Source organism: Enterocloster sp. OA13 (assembly GCF_022440595.1).
Taxonomy (GTDB): domain Bacteria; phylum Bacillota; class Clostridia; order Lachnospirales; family Lachnospiraceae; genus Enterocloster; species Enterocloster hominis.
In genome coordinates this window covers 186,973-210,192 of record NZ_JAKNTF010000001.1, presented here as the reverse complement: position 1 = coordinate 210,192, position 23,220 = coordinate 186,973, and the positions used below count along the sequence as shown (strand labels likewise).

At 36.2% G+C, this 23,220-nt stretch carries 16 protein-coding genes; 10 read left to right on the top strand and 6 right to left on the bottom strand.

The features are described from left to right. Nucleotides 1-753: 753 nt before the first annotated feature. The 10 genes from MCJ35_RS00885 (at nt 754) to MCJ35_RS00840 (ending at nt 14,641) form a co-directional block, all read left to right on the top strand. Entirely contained in the window at nt 754-1,707 is a 954-nt protein-coding gene (locus MCJ35_RS00885; protein WP_025483412.1) for a tyrosine-type recombinase/integrase, read from the top strand. 681 nt (nt 1,708-2,388) lie between these two features. After that, complete coding sequence (locus tag MCJ35_RS00880; RefSeq protein WP_034576479.1) at nt 2,389-3,456, top strand: glycosyltransferase; 1,068 nt, start codon at nt 2,389-2,391, stop codon at nt 3,454-3,456. An 895-nt stretch (nt 3,457-4,351) separates the two neighbouring features. Beyond that, on the top strand, nt 4,352-5,569 hold the full coding sequence (locus MCJ35_RS00875) for a glycosyltransferase family 9 protein (protein ID WP_240299325.1): 1,218 nt from the start codon (nt 4,352-4,354) through the stop codon (nt 5,567-5,569). A gap of 38 nt (nt 5,570-5,607) precedes the next feature. Continuing rightward, nucleotides 5,608-7,038, top strand: coding sequence for a D-glycero-beta-D-manno-heptose 1-phosphate adenylyltransferase (gene rfaE2, locus MCJ35_RS00870; protein ID WP_034576481.1), 1,431 nt, complete (start codon nt 5,608-5,610; stop codon nt 7,036-7,038). A 70-nt stretch (nt 7,039-7,108) separates the two neighbouring features. Then, nucleotides 7,109-8,068: a glycosyltransferase gene (locus MCJ35_RS00865; protein WP_025483418.1), complete on the top strand. Its 960-nt coding sequence runs from the start codon at nt 7,109-7,111 to the stop codon at nt 8,066-8,068. Nucleotides 8,069-8,114: 46 nt separating this feature from the next. Then, nucleotides 8,115-9,443, top strand: coding sequence for an O-antigen polymerase (locus MCJ35_RS00860; protein WP_025483419.1), 1,329 nt, complete (start codon nt 8,115-8,117; stop codon nt 9,441-9,443). A gap of 335 nt (nt 9,444-9,778) precedes the next feature. Then, on the top strand, nt 9,779-10,867 hold the full coding sequence (locus MCJ35_RS00855; protein ID WP_155858397.1) for a hypothetical protein: 1,089 nt from the start codon (nt 9,779-9,781) through the stop codon (nt 10,865-10,867). Between the two features lie 15 nt (nt 10,868-10,882). Continuing rightward, nucleotides 10,883-12,136: a protein kinase domain-containing protein gene (locus tag MCJ35_RS00850; protein ID WP_240299324.1), complete on the top strand. Its 1,254-nt coding sequence runs from the start codon at nt 10,883-10,885 to the stop codon at nt 12,134-12,136. A 4-nt stretch (nt 12,137-12,140) separates the two neighbouring features. Further along, nucleotides 12,141-13,583, top strand: coding sequence for an oligosaccharide flippase family protein (locus MCJ35_RS31760; RefSeq protein WP_240299323.1), 1,443 nt, complete (start codon nt 12,141-12,143; stop codon nt 13,581-13,583). Nucleotides 13,584-14,464: 881 nt separating this feature from the next. Then, on the top strand, nt 14,465-14,641 hold the full coding sequence (locus MCJ35_RS00840; protein ID WP_353656097.1) for a transposase: 177 nt from the start codon (nt 14,465-14,467) through the stop codon (nt 14,639-14,641). A 187-nt stretch (nt 14,642-14,828) separates the two neighbouring features. On the opposite strand, the gene MCJ35_RS00835 is transcribed toward MCJ35_RS00840, so the two are convergent. From MCJ35_RS00835 to MCJ35_RS00810, 6 genes are all read right to left on the bottom strand, one after another. Next, nucleotides 14,829-16,034, bottom strand: coding sequence for an IS256 family transposase (locus MCJ35_RS00835; protein WP_240299775.1), 1,206 nt, complete (start codon nt 16,032-16,034; stop codon nt 14,829-14,831). 327 nt (nt 16,035-16,361) lie between these two features. Next, nucleotides 16,362-17,462, bottom strand: coding sequence for an NAD-dependent epimerase/dehydratase family protein (locus MCJ35_RS00830; protein ID WP_025483425.1), 1,101 nt, complete (start codon nt 17,460-17,462; stop codon nt 16,362-16,364). A gap of 118 nt (nt 17,463-17,580) precedes the next feature. After that, the gene (locus tag MCJ35_RS00825; RefSeq protein WP_240299322.1) at nt 17,581-18,483 is read right to left on the bottom strand and encodes an SDR family NAD(P)-dependent oxidoreductase; all 903 of its coding nucleotides are present in this window, start codon (nt 18,481-18,483) and stop codon (nt 17,581-17,583) included. A 55-nt stretch (nt 18,484-18,538) separates the two neighbouring features. Next, complete coding sequence (locus MCJ35_RS00820; protein ID WP_240299321.1) at nt 18,539-20,008, bottom strand: lipopolysaccharide biosynthesis protein; 1,470 nt, start codon at nt 20,006-20,008, stop codon at nt 18,539-18,541. An 80-nt stretch (nt 20,009-20,088) separates the two neighbouring features. Then, complete coding sequence (locus MCJ35_RS00815) at nt 20,089-21,786, bottom strand: thiamine pyrophosphate-binding protein (RefSeq protein ID WP_025483426.1); 1,698 nt, start codon at nt 21,784-21,786, stop codon at nt 20,089-20,091. Nucleotides 21,787-21,858: 72 nt separating this feature from the next. Continuing rightward, nucleotides 21,859-23,124, bottom strand: coding sequence for a polysaccharide pyruvyl transferase family protein (locus tag MCJ35_RS00810; RefSeq protein ID WP_025483427.1), 1,266 nt, complete (start codon nt 23,122-23,124; stop codon nt 21,859-21,861). Nucleotides 23,125-23,220 lie beyond the last annotated feature (96 nt).

Below are 23,220 nucleotides of genomic sequence, written 5' to 3'. Positions count from 1 at the left end.
TTCGTTTATTTATGTTCTCCCCATGCGTTACTTATGGTCCTTCCATGTCTCATTCATATGCCCCATTCATGCTTGATTTATAATCAATTCATACTTGACCTATGCACCGCTTATCCCTGATTTATGCCTCTCCCATTCTTGACTTATGCCCTGTTCTATGCCTTTCTCATGTCCCTCTCGCGCATGTCTTATGTCCTGATTGATGCCTGACCTATTCCCTGTTGATGCCTGACTTATATCCCCGCTTATGCCTGATTATTATACCTGGTCATGTCCGATTTATGGCCCATCCATACCCTATTATTTTCTCATTCATTTCTTACTTATTCCTAATTTATCTTTCGCTCATATCTCATAAATCACACCCCCACCCAAAAAATCAACTCTGAGCACAACTATTAGCATAGCTGGATCAGAATTAGTAACATCTTCATTACCATAGAAATATCCACTAGGTTTAATGATGTCAGTATACAATGTATGTAAAACCATATCAAACACAGTGATACATGAAGCATAACTTTTTATGAATTAACCATGATACTTACTACTTTGTGAATCAAAACAGAAATCGAATACCTACAAAACATATTCCGATAAATAAACCCCATATATCTTCAACTTATAGAAGTGATATCATTTTTCAGTTAAAATATGGATTAAACTCATACATAGTGTATGCAAAACCCATTAACCTGCAGTGCAATCGTGTATTGTAATCTGCGTCATTAAAAACTAGGAGGTATTATATCTATGAAGTATTCTTATGAACAGTTATCACAACAAACCACGCTTTTCCTACAATTGCTATCTGTGGAACGTAATCTATCAAACAGAACGCTCAATGCCTACAACAGTGATTTGCATTGTTTTATGTGCTGGTGCCGGAATTCACAGGTTGAAACATTAGACCAGAATACCATATTAAGTTATTTTCATTATTTGCAGTCCACTTTAAAGCAAAAGGCTAGTTCCATCCAGAGAAAATATATATCTATCCGTCAATTTTTTCATTATATAAATCAGGAAGGCCTTTCAACAGAACGCTTTTTCCGTTTTTCAACCAGGAAATTCCAGCTCCCTAAAAACCTTCCCCGTACCCTTACAACAGCTGAAATCCGAAAACTTATTTCAGTGGCAGATGCACAGGTATGTCGGTCACGGTCTTCCTTTCACAAAATCCTAAATATACGGAATAGCGTGGTAATAGAACTACTCTTCTGCCTTGGGCTGCGTATTGGCGAGATTAGCGCACTTAATTTAGCACATTATGATTCAGAAGACAGAACCCTGCTCATACACGGCAAAGGCCGTAAAGAACGCTTACTTTACATCTCATCCCCGGAAGTGATAAAAAAATTAAATAACTGGCTGAATATACGTAATGAACTCCACCCGGTAACTGATGCAATATTCCTGAATAGATATGGTGACAGATTATCAATCTACGGTATAGAAAATCTCTTTCATAAATACAGGGACTTATCTTCCATCAACCCAAGCTCTACCCCACACTATTTAAGACATAGCTTTGCAACCCAACTTCTCAATAATGGAGCTTCAATTCGGGACGTACAGGAACTACTCGGACATGCAAGTATCGTGACTACACAAATTTATACAGAAGTGTCCATTGACCGCAGACGGCAGGTGCTTGAACGGTATAATGCACGTAATTTTTTATTTGATGGCGGAGAATTGAAATAGATAGTTTTAATTTATCCCTATCCTTTGGTGGTGGTATTGGCTGCTGGGGGTGGGGATTTTTTTGTTTTGGTGCAAATAATAACAATTATTATGATATTCCATATAATGTCTGTCCTAAATTTAAAGTAACTGTTTTTAATCTGCCCTGCATATAGCATGTTGGATAGGTCTATTCAAATCTATAAGTAATTGTTTGCGTAAGCAACACATAATGTAGCGAGATATTTTACTTAATGATTTGAATATAGGCAGTATGAATTTTAGGAGGTCTGTTAAAATTTTAAGTAGATTGCATTATAAATCCAATAGCTTTCTCCCTAATTAAAAGCTATAGATTGAAAAGTAAATGACCACTTCTAAATTGGAAATTGCACTTCTGCTTACCAAAGCAGTTGTTCGATATAGATGTTGCCCGCTAGGGGGCTAAACGTTTGAAAAAAGGTGTAGATAAAAATGATGTAGCGTGGACAAGGACTTCTCACGGATATATTTCTGAATAGAAATCGGAAGCTGAACCACATTACCTCGTTGATGATGAAAAAAGCAGAAAAATCCAGTATAAGTACATCAGAAGTACGTTAGATGGTAGGTCTGCTAGATGACTATAAATATTACAGCAAAAATCAGGTGATTTCAGCATCATTGAAGGTTTTTGATAAGATTTTGTAAGAGGATGAATATATGAAGAGGATTTTAATGGTATGTGAAGCTTTTGGTGGTGGTGTTTTCACCTATGTCTCCCAGCTTTGCAATGATATGTGTAATGATTTCGAGGTCTATCTTGCTTATGCAATTCGCCCTCAGACACCAACGAATTATAGGGAATTCTTGGATAATAGAGTTCATACGTTTGAAATCAAAAGTTTTAAATCAAAGGGAATGATTAACATATTAAATGATATCAAAGTAATTAATGAACTGAGGACAATAGAGAGAACCGTGAAACCAAATGTAATCCATCTGCACTCATCTGTGGCTGGCGGATTTGGTCGGCTGGCTTTTAAGGGAAAGAATAACACAGTTGTCTACACCCCACATGGCTATGCACATATTCTGATGGGTAGTGGAGTTAAGTGCAAGATGTATGCCCTAATAGAAACTATACTTGGTAAGTTTTCAAATGCTGTTACTTTGACTTGTTGCGAAAGTGAAGACAGGGTTGCAAAAGGGCTTTCCAAGAGGACAGCATACATAGAAACCGGTGTGAACTTGGTAGAGCTTTCTACTTCCCTCGATAACATTGATTCTTTTAAAAATGACAAGTTCACGGTTTTTACCCTTGGTCGTGCCTGTGTCCAGAAACAACCACAGCTTTTCAATAGGATTGCAGAACTTGTACCGGAAGCCAGGTTTGTTTGGATAGGAAATGGAGAGTTGGAATATCAGCTCACAGCTCCAAATATAGAAATTACTGGTTGGAAGCCTCGGAAAGAGGCTTTGGCAATGGCGAAAAGCGCAGATGCATTTATTCTCTGTTCTTTGGGGGAAGCAATCGCTATGAGCCTTATTGAGAACATGTATATCAAAAAGCTGATTCTTGTCAGCAATGTTATGGGAAATAAAAGCGTAATACAGGACAGCGTAAATGGGTATGTTTGTGAAAAGGCAGAGGATTATGCAAAGAGAATAAAGGCTGCGATGAAGGAATTCCCGACCGAATTACCAGAGAGGGCATATCAGGATGTAATAAACATTTATAACACAGAAGTAATGAAACAGAAATATAAGAAGTTCTATAATAGCTATTGACTATCATTAAGACGCTATGAGTCTTAAAACAAAAATCAAGAACACTCTGCAATACATTTACTATATCATTCCACTTACAGATTGATTATTGAATGGTGAAATAAATTAATATAGCAATTACAATTTTACATAATCGAATAACAGGAACTGGTATACAAAAAATGATGCATCAGAAAAACAAACTAATTTAGGAAACAAACTCTACTGAAGTAGATAGCAAAACATATTCAAAGGATTTTAAATAATTTTAATTATTATCAGTATATGTGGTAAAATCGCCAAAGTTCATTCTTGTTTGGATATATTGAGTTGATAGGTGTATCGGTTGCTGGGAATGATGGAATGGATTTTGTTTTTGTGATGATTTAACTTTCCTGTTCCGACAGGCACAAGTATAACTGAAAAAGTTATACTCAAGGACATTCCTGTATTAGTAAAAATACGTAGATAATTTGATGAGAACAGTAATAAGGGCTCTGATTTAAAAAACTAAAAGAATTACGTAGCTTAGGCAGTTTAGTATAAATGAAATGGAAATGTAAAAAACTCCTTCACTGTTTGAATCGTGCTAATATAGTTCCTTATTCTTTTGCTAATGTTAAAAGAAAGATGCCATAAATCTGGAAAAGATATTTCTTAAGGTGGGACAACACAGCAACTATGGTATTACAAGCATTGGAACAAGAAGAACTTATTATAGATTGTGGGATAAAAAATTTGGTTTACTGAAAGAAAATATGCCCTCTCACTACATAAAATATGGCACTCATATTTCTGCCTTAATATTCTATATATTCGGTAGTCGTAAACCTTCTAGGAAAACGCGATTACAATGAATATACATTTAAAAATTAGAATTCTAATTATATATGAAAAGTGAGGATAGGTACAGATAATGGACATTAAATTGCAACTGAACAGAGCGATGATTGCTTTGGATGCATTTTTTAAAGGAGTTAAAAAGAGCAATAAAAGTCATTCGACAAAAACGATACTTATAGTATTCCAACAGATTTTGGGTGATTCAATAATTTTGCAGCCTTCTTTACAGCGGTATACTAAAATTTATCCCGAATGTGAGGGCTATACAGTTAAGATGCTTGTCAGACCACAAGTTTTCTCTTTTATGAAGGAGACTCTTCCCTTACCAGAGAACATTATCTATGAATCTGTAGATTTTAAGTTGTTTTTAGAGGACTATAGATATTATCAAAAAATAGTAAAGAAGTATAGAGGGGAAGCCGACATACTAATTGTGCCTGGTACGAGCCTGTCCGCAGAAGTGTTTTCTGCTGCAAGTGATGCGAATAGAAAGATTGGTCTAACTAGGAATATGGATGTTAAGAAGCCTTTTATTATGGCTGTTTTTACAAAGATTGCCTACACTGAAAGAGTCAGGCCAGAAAAAACAGATATGATACTTCAAATGCATAGATTATTAATGCACTATCTTGGCGATACAGAATACAAGGCACGTTTACCGATGTTACTTCCAAAAGATAAGATAATCAACGATAAACATTATTGTGTTGTTTGTCCGGGGTCTTCCATGATGGCCAAGTGTTGGCCGGCGGATAGGTTTTCAGCTGCTATAGACCATATATTTGAGAAATATGGTCTAAGGTCACATTTGTGTGGTGGAACTAATGAAGAGAAGTTTGAGTTTCTAATTTTGTCTAAAGTAAATCACCCTGAAGCGGTGGTCAGTCACATAGGAAAAAGTAGCTTTTCGGACTGGTCAGCAATTGTTCAGCATGCTGATTTAGTTCTTTCTAATGACAGCGCGACAATACATATGGCTGTCGCGGCAAGAGTTCCAGCAATATGTATTGTTGGTGTCCATGCTAAGTATCAAGTATTTCCATACATGGTAGACGAGATAAATAGTGGAGATAAACTTCCTATTTTTGTTTTAAAGAATATGAGTTGTGAGAGATGCTGTATAACTGGCTATTACATAGGTTCCGGCAATTCTGAATGCATGAAAAGAATTATTAAAAATAGGTGTTCTATCTGCGTTGATGCAATTAAGCTTGAAGATGTATTGAAAGAAATAGATAAGGTTCTAGATATAGAAACGTTAAGTTATCAAAAAAATAAAGTACTGGATTAAGCAACAGTACATACGATATAAAATATGGAGGTGTTTTGATGAGCCTGTTAAATCAAATTGATAATAAAAATATTCTTGTTATTGGCGATGTCATGATAGATACTTACTTTAAAGGAGAAATAAAGAGGATCTCACCGGAAGCTCCTGTTCCTGTTTTCCGTAAAAAATTGGAGCATAGTGTTCCTGGTGGTGCCGCTAATGTTGCGGCAAATCTTGTAGCTGCTGAACAAAATGTTTCAATAATGTCTCTAATCGGGTTAGATAAGAATGGAGAGAAACTTAAAAGTATTTTTAAGGAACAGGGAATCAATACAGATTTGCTTATAGTGGCAAACAGACATACAACTGAAAAGGTCAGATTTCTGGCGGGAAATAACCAACAGGTTTTAAGGTTAGATGTCGAAGATACAGAATTATTGAGTAATTCTGAATGTGAAAAATTATTATTGCTTTTTGAAAAAAAGGTGAGTGAGTATGATTTAATTATTCTCTCGGATTATATGAAAGGGCTGTTAACATATGATTTTACACAGGGGATTTTACAAAAAGCTCGAAAGGAAAAGATACCTGTTATTATTGATGTAAAAGACTCAAACGTTGAAAAATATAAGGGGGCATATCTCATTAAACCTAACCTTAAAGAGTTAAAGGCACTTACCAGACGGACAACGGCAAGTAATCAAGAAATTATTGAAGCTTCTCAATATCTACGGAATCTTTGTGACAGTAAATACGTTCTTACTACCTGCGGAGCTAGAGGAATGGTACTAATAGGTGATGGGGCACCTTATTCCATAGAATCTATAAGTAAAGAAGTGTTTGATGTTACTGGGGCAGGAGATACCACAATTGCATATCTTGCAGCATGTATGGTTAATGGATTCCCAATTAGAGAATGTGTAAATATCTCGAATATTGCCGGCGGAATCCAAGTGTCCAAGGTTGGAACATCCTCAGTTTATTGGAAGGAAATAAGAGAGATACTCACAGGCGAGGCCAGCGGAGTAATGCACAAGATAATAAAGGGAAGAACTGTTGAGGAATTTAGAAAAACACACAATGATAAAAAAATCGTGTTTACAAATGGTTGCTTTGATATACTGCATATTGGACATGTCAGATATCTGCAGGAAGCAGCAAAGCTGGGAGAAATTCTAGTCATAGGTTTAAATAGCGATGCTTCAGTGAAAAGGCTAAAAGGTAATAATCGACCAGTAAATGAGGAAGCTGAACGTGCAGAATTGCTAGCGGCTTTGGGATTTGTTGATTATATTGTTATATTTGAAGAGGATACACCTTTAGAGCTTATAAAGAAAATTCAACCAGATGTACTTGTGAAGGGCGGGGATTACAGCAATGAATATGTTGTTGGAACCGATGAGGTTAAAGCGAGAAATGGAAAACTCGTTCTTATACCTTTTGTTGAAGGTAAATCGACAACAGGAATTATAGAAAAAATCAAGAAATGAGTACATATGAACTATTATCATATAAAGCTTAAGCAAGTATAGATTTTAAAAAGTCTAGGAGAAAAAGAATATGAGCAGAAATGTCCTTGTTCTACTATCTGCTTACAATGGCGGTAATAAAATAATTCGGCAAGTTGAGAGCATCATCCTTCAGGAAGAAGTTAATGTGTCTTTATTCATTAGAGACGATGGATCTGACATAGATAACATTAATATATTGAGACAGTTGGAAAAAAAATATCCTGAAAAAATCTTCTGCATATATGGTGCAAACCTTGGCTTCAAACAAAGTTTTATGGAACTTATCTACATGGCCTTTCCCAATTTTGATTATTATGCATTTTCCGATCAGGATGATATTTGGTTTTCTGACAAGTTAATATCTTGTATTAAATTGATGGAATCTGATATCAAAGAAAATCAGATTAATAAAGAAGGAAATGTGAAAAGAGCGCAAAGCAATAGATGCAAATTGGCTCATTGTAATTGTATTTCGGTTGACAAGAAACTTCGATTGAGAAGCGAGCAGGAAAAACGAATTCCCTGTCCCCCAAATCACAAGATGGCGATTTCTACAGAATTCTTCCAAGGATGCGGAATGGTGTGGGATAAGAAACTGATGGAGTTAATACAAACATATCGCCCAAAAAACAATAATATATCACATGACTACTGGGTAGGACTGCTGGGTTATTGGATTGGACAAGTATATTTCTGTAAGGATCCAAAATTCTACCATATTAGATATGAAAATAATGAGTCTATGGATGGAGATGTGAAAAAAGGGCGGCTTAAGCGGCTTAAAAATTTTATTACAGGAGATGTGATTTATATGAATCCAGTACAGGATTTGCTGGAAGGTTACACGAATTACATGTCAGAAGAGGATAAAGTGTTTTTAAAGACTCTAAGCAATTATCAACACAGCATCAAAGAGAAATTTAGGATATTAACTGATTGGGAATTTCGGAAGCCTTCAATGATGGCTACAATGCTTTTGAAGCTAGCAGTAGCAATGAATAGGTTTTAATGATGTACTTAATTATGTTATAGCAAATGAACGAGGAACGATACTTATGCAAACAGCGCTGATTCTTATTTTCATAGAAATAATTGTTATATTGATAAATCTTCATTTATTTAAAGGTGATATCTTTAGTCCTGCCACAATTAGTTCTCTTGGATTCTTGGTATCTACGCTTCTTGCTTTATATTGTTCCAATGTTTGGAATTTTGTTATAAGCGAATCAACAGTCTTAGTAATATCATTAGGATTGTTATCTATGACGCTTGGTGAAGCAGTTTCCCGAAAGATTAGGATTAGAATAAAGAAGGGAACAACCAGTTACATGAATAATGGCAGTATATATGGAATAAAAACAATATATTTGAATCAATCTGTTCGTATAGCACTAGTAGTAATTATCGTACTGTGTACAATATTGTATGGCTTAGAGTCATACAGAGTGGGGTTGTTAAATGGTGGTTCCACCCTGAACGCCTTTGCTTATATGAAATCAGCATATTTTAATGAAGGTTTGGATAAAATGAATTTCTTCATTCGGCAGGGTTTTAAAGTCGTCATGGCAGGAGCATATATTTCGGCTTTTATGTTTGCTAACAATTTTCTTGTTCTAAAAGAGAGCTTTTTGAAAAACTTACCCTATATAATATGTATGGTTTGTGGATTTGCTATAACTATTTTTTCAGCTTCGAGAACGGAAATGTTGAGAATTGCACTGGCTGTGCTTTTAGACTTTGCACTTCTATGGAAAATGAACCACGAAAGGACAAGAAAGCAGAATAAAAAATCAACTCGCGTAGTATTGAAAAAAATGGCACCAATATTTTTAATGGTTCTTGTAATTGCATTTGCGGCAAGGGCTGTTGTAAAAACATCTGGAGGCGTTTCTAACGCTACATCAATAGTTTACTATCTAGCCTACTATATTGGAAGTCCAATAGCTGTTTTAAATACTAAGATTAGTATGGCATTTTCTAATAGCACTCTGTTTTTAGGCTCATCAAAAGCTGTGCCAGAATTTGTCTATTTAGGGAGACTTAGTTATGGCGGAAATGTCGCTACTATTTGTTGGGCATCACTATATGATAAAGGATTATTATATATGATGTTTCGTATATTTGTTCTGTATTTAATTGGAGGTTATTGCTACAAGATTATTTCAAATTATTCTATAAATAGTGCTAGAAATAATATCAAAATTATATTGTTTTCATTTATATATTACATTTATGCTATGTCATACTATTCCGATATATTTTCACCAAAGAATATTCCATCAAATTTATTTACTATTTGTGTTCTTGTGCTTGCATATGAGGTGTTGACGGATATCATGGTAAATCAATGTAGGAAAGTTACAGAATTAAAAGAGAAATATTAGCTAAAGGTCAGGCTGAAAATCATGGGACTATAAAATAGTATCGCATTAAATCAATAGTTATAGATTATATATAATTCAAGTTGATGGTTAGTAAAAAGTGTTTTTCGCATAGAATAGGAAATTTATAGCTGAAGAATGATAAAGAATATATATTGAAATAGAAAAGATATAGTTTTAACCCAGCGTTTCACTCTAAGTCATTGTTATAATTTATAAACCAATTGCTCATAGTCCTTGAAATAAAGGCTTCTTGAGCAAAATACATTAAGAAAGTCTAGAGCGTATAACCTATGAAAGAATATCATCTCTTTATTATTTGGGAAAAGGCAGAGAGAATGAAGCAGAAGATAATTGACGATATTGCGAAGGAGTTAGAGATAATTAAGATAGTGGATGTCTCTTGGGATAAAAATAGATTTTGTGATAACCTATCTCGCTTTTATGGTCAAAAACTTCCAAGTGGGGCAAAAAAAATCCAGGAATGCGGCAATGGTACGTTTTCAATTATTATTGTATGTGATTCATCACCGAAATATGAAAAGCGGAAAACCACTCGTGGACAAGAGACTGTAAATATAAATATATTTGATAGAAAAGAGAAGTTTCGTTCTTGGACATGGGAAAAGAATATAAGAAACATTAAACACCCAGAATATAAGGGGAGTCGTGTTCATGGTACAAATAACGAGGCAGAAACGAGACACGATTTAACACTTCTTTTGGGAATAAGTATAGAAGATTTGATAAAGAATCCAGGGGCAATTCCAGATAAGTGGACTAGAAATATATCTGGATTAGATGGATGGAATAATTTGCAAGAAATGTTTTATGTTTTAAATCAGTCAGTAAACTATGTTGTATTAAGAAATTTTGATTATCTTCCAAATCAATTTAATACGGATGAGCATGGAGACATAGATTTACTTACAGATAATTACAAAATTCTGGAGTGCATAATTGGTGGAAAAAAAGTGTTCAAGAGTAAAACAAGGGTACATCATAAAGTGAAAATTGGTAATCAGATAGTCTATTTTGATTACAGATATGTGGGTGATGGATATTACTGTAAAGAATGGGAAAAACATATGATTATTAACAGAGTATATTCACCAAATGGCTTTTTTATTCCGGATAAAATAGACTACAATTATAGTTTACTTTACCACGCGTATATTCACAAATCTAGAATTGCAGAGGATTATAAGGAAAAATTAGACATTTTGTTCGGCACCAATCACTTAAGACATATGGAATTGCTAATAGAATATTTGGAAAAATGTCAGTATTCCATTACTTATCCAATAGATGTGTCAGTATATATAAATGAAAACAACTGTCATTTAAGACGAAAACTGAAAAGTAAACTTTATACCATTATCTCCACAATAGATCGAAAAGTATTCGGATACAAATTAAGGATTTAATATGGGAGGTAATATATGATTAGATGGGAAGTCATAGATACTAATTTAACACAGCCAATATTGATATTAAATGATAAAGTATTTAACCCAATTGAAGTAATGGTCTTATGTAATAATACAAATACAATTAAGCGAAATTTTTCAAGTATGGAGGTTGATAGAAGAAAATTTAGAATCATATCATTTAAACAGTTAGGGATTACATCTGATTGGGAGAAAGATTTATTTGCTAGAGCTAATAAATTGGGGCAGAATATCAGTTCTGTTTCAGAGGCAGATATTGAAATAATCAAGTTACTCTACTCTCTCTGTATTTGCATTAAACCCTGTTGGATTAGTAGACAGCTAATCAAAAAAAAATCCACAACAGAAGATATATTCAGATTATATATTGAAAAATACAGTTATAATTTTGATTATAAAAGAATAAAAAATTTTAGTTATGTAGATAAACTAATATGTAATAAAAAAAAACAAAGATTTCTGTTATTAAAAGAAATCTTGCTGCTACTGTGGAATAAAATAGTTGAAAAGAGTTCAAGCGCTATTGGTGATGTGCATCAAGTATTAACAAAAAGCATGTACACAAAATCAATAGAAAAAGAACACCCTAATTGGATGATAAATTGTCAATATACGTATAGTGAAAGTAATAGTGGATGTATTTTTTTGACAGCTCAAGATGGTAGTAAAAGATTGTTTATAAAAGGGAATGAAAATCCAGTATTCGAAAGTATAAAAAATGAGATTCATATCAATCAATTATTAAAGCAAGACATTGTTTCCAATGAATTGTTTTTACTGAGTTATAATTCCAGTAAAAGATACAAATGGATTGCTTTTCCTTTTATAGACGGTATTTTACTTTCTATTCATATAAAGAGAGGATTATTAAACAAAAGGGAACTTGGACTCTTAGCATCTTTTTTGTTTAATTGTTTGGATTGCCTTTCCTCACATGATATTATTCATAGAGATATTAGATCTGGTAATATAATGTGCATCATAAATAAAGAGTATGAAGTTGAATCATTTAGATTAATAGATTTCGGATGCTCTGTATTTAAAGGTAATGATATATGGGGAGACAGTATATGGGATCGACACATGGCCTCAGTCGTGTGTGGAGAAAATAGATACAACGATTTAATTGTTGATGATGCCGCATCTGCTTATTTGACTTATATTGAATGCGGAGGAGATAGTGGTGATATTTATTCGAAGAAATTTCTAAAGAGAATCGGAGTAAGTTACTACATGAGGAGATAGTGAAGTGGGTTCCATTAAAAAAAATTTTGTATATCAGTCATTATACCAATTATTAATAATTATATTACCATTGATTACAGCACCTTATATTTCCAGAATATTAGGTGCTGAAAATGTTGGTATTTATTCTTACACATATATAATAGCAAATTATTTTGTCGTTTTTGCAAATCTAGGCATTGAATCATATGGGAATCGCTGTATTGCTTGTACTAGAGAAAATGAAGATGAAAAAAATCGTGTATTTTCTGAAATTTTTGAGTTACATGTAATAATATCGGTTATTGTAATAATCGTATATTTGGGGCTAACGTTTTTTGTTCGAGGAAAATTTAAAATTTTCTTAGCAATACAAGGGCTGTTTGTTGCAAGTTCTTTATTTGACGTTAATTGGTTCTTCTTTGGTATTGAAAAATTCAAAATAACAGTAACAAGAAACATGATTATTAAAATATGTACAGTACTTTTAATATTTATCACTGTAAAAACAAAAAATGATCTCTGGAAATATTCTCTGATTATGTCAGGTGGCACTTTAGTGAGTCAAGTTGCATTATGGAGCTTCATTCCTAAATATGTGAAATTTAGAAAGACAAATTTTAAAGACTGCATAAAGCATGTTAAACCACTTCTAATTTTGTTCATAGCTGTTATTGCAACCAATATGTACCGTATGATTGATAAATTTATGTTGGGTTGGAGAGGTGATTTGACAGCTTTGGGATGTTATGAATATGCAGATAAATTCATTCGTATTCCGCTTGGTTTTATAACGGCCTATGGTACTGTAATGCTATCTCGAATGTCAAATATATTTACTAAGAAGGTAGGAAAAAAAGCTAACGAGATACTCAGTATGTCAGGTACTTTTGTTATACTCCTTTCTTTTGCAATGGCTTTTGGACTGGCAGCGATATCACCTGATTTTATAATAATTTTTTTAGGTGGTGAATATGAACAGACAGTTGGATTGCTAATTATTTTATCTATTACCATACCACTAATTGGTTGGAATAATTATGTTCGTACCCAGATTCTTATTCCTACCAATAACGATAAGACATATACAATGGCAGTAACCATTGGTGCTATGGTTAACTTTTTTTTAAATTTGATTTTTATTAATTTCTGGGGAGCAGAAGGTGCAGCAATTGCAACTATTTTTTCCTATAGTACTGTTTCTATTATCCAAACACCTATCGCAGTTAAGTTTGTAGCAAATACGAAATTCGGAAAAGATATTCTATTTTCAGTAATTGCAGGAACATTAATGCTTATAGTGGTCAGAATTATTGGATATTATGCAGGTGCACGTATTTCATCAATTGTATTTGAGGTTGTTGCCGGTGTTATAATTTATAGTTTAATGACAGCAACCTATGTCTATGTTTTTTATAAGAAGTATTTCTATGAATTTGTGAAATACACAAGGCGTAGGATAAAATAGACATAAAAAGACTGTTTCAAGTTTTGTGGGAACTAAAAAACTGATATAAGATATGTTTCTTGGTTCTATAAAGGAGTATTCCAAAGATTGTGTAAACCTTTAATGAATATTACGGTGCGGCGGAGCCGCCTGTCTGGTGTGGTGAGGTTCTTCCGCATTTTTCCGTATAATCCATTGAATAATTATTTTAGATATTAAAATTCCCAAAGATTATGATAAATCCGGCCAGGAGACAGGATTCCAGGGAACCACTGAGGGTAAAAAATCCCATGCTGTGTGGATAACTTTACGGAATACAATGAAAAAAGTGTACAGTTATACAATGCCATCCATGAATACGATGCGGCAGGATGCAGTAAACGGACCATCGCCCAAATAGCGCGTTGCGGAAGAAATACGGTCACAAAGTATCTAAATGGGGATTATGAATCCCTGTGCCGTAAGAATCTCCGTAGCGGTATGGAGCAATTTTATGATTATATCATCAGTGAACCTTCTGTCGGCATCAGCAGGAAGGATGTCTACCGTGGTCTGCTAAAAAAAGGCTACCAAGGTAGGCAGACAGCGGCATATGACTACATGAACAAAATCATAGAACGTCTGCATATAGATTAGCGGTGTATAAAAGCACTTCTACAGAATCCATCCGGAAGAAAAGGGAACTTCAAAAGTATGATCATCTGTCGAGGAGCGGGGTATTCCGTTTCCTGTGGATGGACACGGAAATCACGACAGCTCACAAAGTATATTTGATGGAGCACTACCCCCAACCAAAAGAAATGCTTGCCTGCGTCCGTGAATTCCGCGAAATAAACCAGCGTAAAAATATGTCGTTACTCTATCTCTTTATTGAGAGATACGAAGACTCAAACTAAAAAGAGATTGCTCGTTTTGCAAAAGGCATAGAGAAAGACCTATCTGCTATAGAAAATTCCGTAGCCAGTCCATTGTCGAATGGATTTGTTGAAGGAACAAACAGTAAATTAAAAATGGTAAAGCGAACTATGTATGGACGTTGTAGCAAAGTTTTGCTGGAAGCGAAACTAATGTATTCTTGAGGTTAAGATAACGGAAAAATGCGAGACCGTTTCAAATTTTGTGTAAACTCAAAAAACTGATACAAGATATGTCATTGGTTACCAAAGGGCAAAGCCGTTTTTTCGGGCCTTGCCCTTTCTCTGTATTATAATGCTGTTTTTGGGCATGTCAAGAAAAACTGATTTGGCAGCCCGCTTCTGCTTATAATCAGGATAAACGCTCCTCGAAATATATCTCCAGCTGGGAGTGGATCTGGCCCCAGTCCTGGCGGTGCCCGGTCCATTTCTTCGTGATGTCCATCATCGCCAGATATAGCATTTTTAACAGGCTGTCATCAGAAGGAAATACCGTCTTTGACTTTGTCACTTTCCGTAGCTGGCGATTGAACCCCTCTATCGTATTTGTCGTGTATATCAGGCGTCTCACCGCTTCTGGATATTTGAAGTATGTTGACAGATTTGCCCAATTCTCTCTCCAGGATTTCGATATCTTGGGGTACTTACCATCCCATTTCTCACTGAAATCTTCTAGGGCACCCAAGGCTGCATCCTCTGTCGGTGCAGTATATACCCGCTTTAAATCAGCCATTAGCGGCTTGATTTCTTTGTAGGATACGAATTTCGTTGTATTCCGGATCTGATGGATAATGCACTGCTGAATCTCTGTCTGGGGGTATACCGCTTCGATTGCCTGGGGGAATCCCGTCAGGCCGTCCACACATGCAATCAAGATATCATTTACTCCGCGGTTTTTCAATCCGTTTAGGATGGACAGCCAGAACTTTGCACTTTCATTTTGCCCCACATACATCCCCAGAACATCCTTCCTTCCATCCATGCCAATCCCTATGGCGATGTATACCGCCTGCTTTGCAATGCGTCCTTCGTTGCGTACATGGTAATGGATTGCATCCAGAAATACAACAGCGTATATCTCATCCAGAGGGCGTTCCTGCCACTCTTTTACGATGGGGAGTATCTTGTCTGTGATACGGCTTATGGTGCTGTCGGAAATGTCAATCCCGTAGAGTTCCCTCATGTGGCTCTCGATGTCATTCGTAGTCATCCCTTTTGCGTACATGGAGATGATCTTTTCCTCCATGTCCTGAGTGACCGTGTTTTGATATTTCTTGATGACCTGCGGTTCAAACTCCCCGGCTCTGTCTCTGGGGATATCAAGCCCCATATCGCCGTAGCTGGTATGCAGGGTCTTTTGGGAATGTCCGTTGCGGCTGTTGGCCGTATCCTTGTTGTGGTAATCGTATTTGGAATAGCCCAGTTCCTCGTCCAGCTCCTCGTCCAGAGCACCCTCCAGAATGACCGACATCATGTCCCTCATGATTGCATTCACATCGGTACCGTCTTTGATTTTCACATCATTCTGTTTTAAGTAGCCCTTCATGAGTTCCCGCATAGCAGCTTTCTGTGGTGTGTCGTTTTTTCTTGCCATAATAAAACCTCCAAACTGTGTGATTTTATCTTACATCAGTTTGGAGGTTTACACAATCTTTGGGATGGTCCCAAAAATGCGGAAGAACCCTGAAGCTCTGGAATACTCATCCTACGCCGGGGATTTCACTTTTAGTCCGGACATGTGGCTCCGCCGCTCCGTAATATTCAACTTCCCTCTTTTTTACAAGATTTCAACTATTCCATATATTATGTTAGAGAAACCATCTACTTATCCAAACTAACTCCGCTTCTGATTTATCGGATGGATAGCCACGTTCAGAATTCCTTGCTAATGTGTACATTTCAGTTTTCTGACGGTATTCATAACTCCCGGTATATAATACCATCCTAAATATTTAATCAGAGATTTTTTATTCGTAAAGCAATCCATATGTAATCCTTCTTTAAAGGTTCTATTCAAGTAGGCCTCTACCCTAGGAGAATCTTCTCTCCATCTTGGCTTCTCAATAAATTCGGTAACACATTTCGTCAGACCTTCCCTTATGGAACAAAAAGTCAAATTTCCACCGCACGCTGCCTGCAATTTAGCATTATCAAAAACTCGATTATATAATCTGTCATATATTATTTGATACCCATTACCGGCCTTTTGATAAAGCTCTACACTACTTTCAGGCATATATATTTCTGGAATAAAGTTGTTTGTTTGCTTAATTACATCAAGATAAATCTTAGCAACATCAGACCATATCATATGTTCTGTCCCTGTCAGATTAAACACCTCTCCATAAGCCTTCTCATTTCTTATAAGTGCAGCAATCGCAGCAGCAACATCACCGCCATAAGTCAATGTTGTCTGACAATTTGCCACATCTTTTGGAAGTGGAATACTACGACCTCCCAACGCTCTCCTGAGCCAGATATCCTTTTCCAATCCTCCCAACTGAATTCGTTCTGTATTATATGTAATATATGGGCGGATAATTGTCCAGTTCCTTTTACCACATTCAATAATAATGTTTTCTTCTCTCGCTTTAGCAAGTGCATACTCATCGGTTCTAAGGTAATCCTCATCCTTGCACACATCTAACAACCTAGGAGATTTTTCTGTTATCCATGTCTTGGAATTTGCATATACTCGGCTCGAGCTGGTGAAGATATATTGATCCGTAGAATTAAGCAGCCTCGATGCTTTCTTTTCAAACTCCCCCGAGCCGTATATCATAAAGTCAACAATGGCATCGTATCCATCTTTCAGGATTTCAGTCATAAACGCATCATCGTGAGCATCTCCTTTTATATAATGAATGTTTCTATCATCCTTGTGATCACTGCGGGATGTAAGATACACCTGATCTCCGCGCTTCGCCAGAATATCCTTTAGCGATATTCCCATTGCTCCGGTTCCTCCAAGTAGTAAAACTTGCATTATTCTTCTCCTCTGTGATATTAGTGAAGGAAAAGCAGATAGCAATTCCTTTGTTCGTGAAGAATCGATAGAGAAAAACAACTGCGTGGTTTTACCCGATTAGCGATACAACGACATTTTAATGATGCAACGTAATAAGGCCACTTCCGCCCGTCATGTAATAGGTATCTCCGACAATCAGATTGCCCATATCGCTGACCATGAACACAGCAAGTGAGGCAATCTCACTAGGCATAGCATACCGCCCACCTACCATATCTGGATTATCGATTGAATCGTCATCTTGTTTTCCAAGCATAGGAGTGGCCACCGGCCCAGGTGCAATGGCGTTCACCACAATCCCATATGGAAGGAGGATGTCGGCAAAGCCAACCGTCATGCCTCGTACTGCCCATTTACTCATACAATATGGCGTACTGGCCGGTCGTAAGGCAGAAGAGGAAGCAACATTAAGAATGTGTCCCTTTATCTTTTTCTCTATCATGAATTGGCTAACCGCCTGACTCATGAAGTACGTGCCCTTGGCGTTGACATCCATTACATTGTCATATTCTTCCTCGGTCATACGCTCAAAATTTGCTCGACCATTGAGACCAGCGGAATTTACAAGGATGTCAATTCTATTTTCTGGAAATTTTGCAGCCGCACATCGTACTTTGTCAGGCATTGATTTCACATCAAGCACATTGAGTTCGATGTATGCGACATACCCCCCCCCCCCTACCCCCAGGCTCCCAGCGTACGAATTCTCCATGCACTCTGCCGATAAGTCCGAGCATTCTGCCATCAATTTCTCACAGCAATTCCACAGCTTCTTCTCATTCGTTCCTGCAATGATTACCTTGCATCCACTGTCGAGGAACGCTTTTGCCATTGCAAAACCAATCCCGCCACTGCCTCCTGTAATCAACGCAATCTTTCCAGCAAGCAGCTTCTGTACATTGACAGGCTGTGGGATAGGTACCATTTTCTTACTTCGTAAAAGTTTTAATGTATTCTTTACATTTGATTTTAGGCTCATATGTCCCCCTTAATGAAAATTAAAATGTAACATCCTCAACAATTCGAGATAAAACTCACTCTGCGGAATGTCTTATATCTAGTATTTTCTTCGCCATTTTGAGAATAGTTTTACGCTTAATAATGACCACTATGAAGAGCAATACAATAAAGACATATCGTACAAAAACATTATAATAAGTAAACAGGAGTGCAAATCCAAGTACCATAAAGATTCCGGTTATAATAAGCAGTATTCTAGTACTATACGGCGATACTTCTCCCATTTCTTTCTTACATATCTTTCTCATAAAGTGGAAATGATACACTGCAAAAATAATAAAGCAAGCCAGAGTTGTATATCCGGCAGCACAATACCCAAATAATTTTATAAAGATGTAATTTAAAACAATATTGAGAACCGCCCCTGATACAGTTGCGATAGCAATATACTTTGTTTTTTCATAGTAAAATTCAAACACTGCAAAAAAGCTATATGCAAACATAAAGTATACACTCATTGCCACAGGCGGAATGACCCAAATTGCATCATAATAGGCAGGCGGAGCAAAAAGTGCAATGGCTTCTGGAGCAAAGGCAATCAAAAGAATATTCACTGCAGATACGCCGATAACTGCAGGATAGGCTACGCCAGACAAATCTTCCATGCGTTTGGCTTTGATTTTTTTATACATCCACGGCTCTATAGTTTGCAAAAGTGCAGTGTTTAGCACAGTCGTAATTTGTGAAATAGAATAAGCCAAACTATATATTCCCGCTTCATTAGAGCCGACCATATTATTAATCATAATTCTATCCGAACTATTTAAAACCACCATAGATAAATAGTGCGGAAGCAATGGAAGATTAAACAAAAGTGCGTGTTTCCAAAAACTCCTATCAAAGTAGGTCTTCCCTCGATGCATCTGTGAGAAGAACATCCAGGTATAACAAACAAGCTCAACAAGGGCTAACCCTAGAATTCTGGCTGTGACTTTGTCCTCGGCAAGGATTACAAAGACAATCCCAACGAGAGGTTTGGCTAGTGTTGCGACAATAGTAATTGTCACTAGCGTATGATATCTTAAATCTACTCTTTGCTCGACTGACCAAAAATTAAAAACTGATGTTGACCAAATCAAAACCAACATGGCGAGCATCTGAACTATAGTTAATTCGAAAAGATTATTCCAAAACTCATGAAACAGAAGGTATATTATCGTCCAGCAAACAACAAGCGTTAGACACAGTCCCTGAATCGAAGATGCATATTTCGTCTTTTTATTTTCAAATTTAACCATGCCTTGAGTAAAAGCACCAGAATAAAGCTGCAAAGTGACAAAAACCGACACAATTCCCAGCCAGGAATTGAATACGCTATACTGTCCATATTCCGCTGTTGACAAAAGACGCGTAAATATTGGCGTTGTAATAATCGATACACCTTTTTGAAGAAACCCACAGATTAGAAACCAAAATGAGGCTTTAACCTGGACCGACAGGCTGGTATATTTATTTAACAATCCTTTAATCTTATTTTTTGTCATAAAAAATCCTTCCTCAGATTTTATTATGCATTCTAATTTTGCTTGTTAAGCAACAGAAAAATTCAAATCATAATGTCAAGTTACCTTCCTTTGACTAGAAATTTTTTAACCGATAATTTAATTCCATCCTTTAGAGCATCAGCTGTTGAAGTGTCTTTATTGGCCTTAATTAATTTACTATATGCAGTTGCGTCATTAACATCTGAAACAAAGAGTTCAAAAAGGATGGGTTGCTCACCGTCTACCACAAACTCCTCCTTTAAATCATCAAACTCCTTTTTACTCTTAGCACATATATATCTAAATCCACACGTTTCAGCCCAACCTTTAGCGTTTTTAAAATGCCCACCGGCTGCTATATATTTGTCGGTACTTTTGTTATCAACAATACCCAGTTTAAACTCTACACCACCATCATTATTAACAAGTAGGATTCTAATATTATTTTTTAGACCGCGTATGCTAAGCGAATTTATATCATATAAAAATGCAAGATCCCCTATTATCATAAAACACAGATTATCAGAAACCATACTTTGTCCAATAAGGGTAGACATCCCTCCATCAATGCCAAAAGCCCCCACATTTGAAAAGCACTTGACCTCATTTTTAAATTCAAACAAATTCCAATTGCGTAGGCTATTCAAAATAGAAAATTGAACATTACTATTATGTGGAATAATCCGAGTTAATGAACGTGCTGCGTATGCATTTGAAAACGGAATTTCTATATTTCTGTCAAACTGTGAATAGCTCATAATGGTCTCATAATATGTATGTTTAACCCCGTCTGTAGAAGATAATTTAGAAAAGAAATATTTCTCCGAGCATTCAAATATTTTTGTTAGTTTATCATATGTGTCTATCACATTCCCGTCACGCGACACTCTCCAGTGCTCCGTGTCCTCTAAGTCCAGTTCTGAGAGAATTCCGTAAAGTGGGTAGTCACCCGTTTGACCTCCTATAGAAATAATAACATCAGGCTTCAAATCTTTCTTAAAATCACCACGTGATATGGTCGAAAATAAAAGATTTCCCTCAAATGAATATTTCCCTCTAAAATTCGATAGATGATTTACATAAACCGCACAATTACAATTTTCGCAAAATAATTCTATGGCTTCTTTTTCATCATTTTTTAAAGGACGACGCTCGCCTACAACAAGCAAAACTTTCTTATCACGTAAGCTTATATTCCACTCATGCCCGACTTCATATCTTAACACTGTCCGCTCCTGAGGTTTGAACTCTCCAAGCGGAAAATCAAGCCACGGTATACATAATTGAACAGGACCTGTTCCATGATGACTAAGTTCAAGAATTGCCTCATTTGCAACTCTAATGCTGTGGAGAATATCATCTTTCTCCGAAATCACTGGTAATGAATAAGAGGCTTTAACACAATCCTTTGGCAATGAACATTGATCTGGTGCCTGCATATACTCTTGATAGGTGAATCGAGGATGCTTCGACATAGTTATGGCTAAAATCGGAACATTCTTATAAAACGCCTCTGTTAGCCCAGGAAGATAATTTCTCGTAGCCTGTGCGCTGGTACATGATGTAGCAACAAATTCCCCCGTTTGGAGATAGATGCCTATCGCAAAATACATTGCGCTCCGCTCATCGACAACAGAGTAACAACGAAAATAAGTATCATCTTGAACTGCCTTTACAAAAGTAATATTTGTTCCACCAGGGCTAATAACAACATGACGAATTCCATGTCTCTTTAAACAATTTACTACTATCTCAATATTTTTTTTGTTATCAATCATAGTGATTCATTCCTCGTACTAGTATATTCTAACTTCTGTTTACCATTCTACGCTCACGGATTTATTGAACATTCAGCATTTTACAATCTGTTCTTTCAAAAGAGAAATTGTTTGCCTTTCCAAAAGATTGATATGCTCCATGCTTTTCTCAGCAGCCACCTTCAACTTCACATAATCCTTGATATACATTTTCGTCATTTCCAAATTCTCTTCTGTTGATGAGTTTAATAAATCTACAATATATGGATACTCTACGCTCTCATATAGACCATTGAACTTTCTGGAATATGCGGTCGGAATAGTTGCTACACCAGATGAGAAAGCTCCTATTGTTGCATGCATCCGCGCTCCGATAAAAATATCAAATTCAGAAATCTTACTTTTTATATCCATCGGGTTCTGATACATTTCCACCAACTTCACTCTTGGGAATTTTTCAGCAATAAGTCTGCCGTATTCATAATCAGCGACAACGTGTGGTATAATGCTCACATTATAATCAGCATTTATAAGCCAAGACAGTAGTGCTTCTATATAAGCATCATAATCTGTTTTTAAGTGAAATTCCGTTGGAGTTGTCTCCAGCTTGTTTTTAGAAAGCAACCCAGATACATTAACACCGACCGCTATATTGAAATGTTCCGATGTGGTGGCGTGTTCTACTGTAGTGGAACGATTCAAGCCACCACTTTTATAAGGTAATATAAATGCCAAGTCAGTAGTTGTATACACTTCTTTATCTGTAAAGTACTTAACATATTGCATCGATGCCTCATCCCTCGCAATAACCAAGGCTGCTTTATCAATAGCCCTTTTCGCCTTTTCTTTATTTTTTTTATTTTGATAGGGTCCGTATGTCTGCGGGCCTAAGATAAGCGGCTTCTTCAACACTTTCTCTACAAGAAGCTTTCCGTTAGCATTTTTATTAAATACTGAATCTCCATAAATATCAGCAAACGAATCTCCCTGTGTCAAATCAATGAACAAATCGCATTCCTTCAATGCTGAGAAAGTACCAAAGACTTTGTGTGGTCGATGGCATAATCCCAAAAAGCTCTCCACCGGATATATATTAAAGCTTTTAACTCGTTCTTCTTCAATTCCTAGATTCCGGCACAATATGTGCGTCTTGGTCGGGTCCCCAACACCCTCAAAATTGTAATAGGTAAACACTGTGCCTAAATCGTTGGCAATCTCCTCAAGCATAGCAAGAAGGGAATACGTCAACGCGAGGCATCCCATGTTTCCATTGTTAATAGGTGCACCAAGTATTCCTATTGTCATTGAATGACCATTGATTCCAGTCACCATAGCATTAAAACTATTATCTAAATTCATTTTCTCTCACAGCTTCCTTACAAGCCCCAAATCAAAGTGTGTTGTGTCCAAAGCATCAACCGATATTTTTGATTCAAAGTAATTTCAAAAGCGAAA